This window comes from Robertmurraya sp. DFI.2.37, assembly GCF_029211245.1.
Lineage (GTDB): Bacteria > Bacillota > Bacilli > Bacillales > Cytobacillaceae > Robertmurraya > Robertmurraya methanolica_A.
Genome location: NZ_JARGEJ010000824.1, coordinates 1 through 290 on the forward strand (window position 1 = coordinate 1; position 290 = coordinate 290).

Sequence of the window (290 nt, forward strand, 5' to 3'; positions counted from 1 at the left end):
TAGATCTCTCGCTAACACTTTGTACGTTTGGATTCTTTTGAAGCATTTTTACCTCTGTAGTTGAAAATGTTATTTTACTCATGTTGTCCCCTAGTTCCCACAGTGTATTGATTCCTCGAAGAGAATTCTCGCGAAAAATGAAAAAGATCCTCGTAAAGCATGAAGAGTAATCTTTATGCCGTGGAGGCACAAATAACCGTGTCGCTTCCCTCTTCTTTTGCTTTTGCAACTGCCATCACCATTCCTCGATCCTTAAAAGAACCGGTTGGATTCGTTCCCTCCGTTTTTAC

Annotated in this window: 2 pseudogenes; one reads left to right on the plus strand and one right to left on the minus strand. The window is 40.7% G+C overall.

From position 1 onward, the window contains the following. Positions 1–98: 98 nt before the first annotated feature. Positions 99–170 (plus strand): annotated as a pseudogene (locus PZE06_RS28790) (DUF951 domain-containing protein); the annotation flags it as partial. A gap of 9 nt (positions 171–179) precedes the next feature. On the opposite strand, the pseudogene PZE06_RS28795 reads toward PZE06_RS28790, so the two are convergent. Next, a pseudogene (locus PZE06_RS28795) lies at positions 180–290 on the minus strand (pyridoxal-phosphate dependent enzyme); the annotation flags it as partial.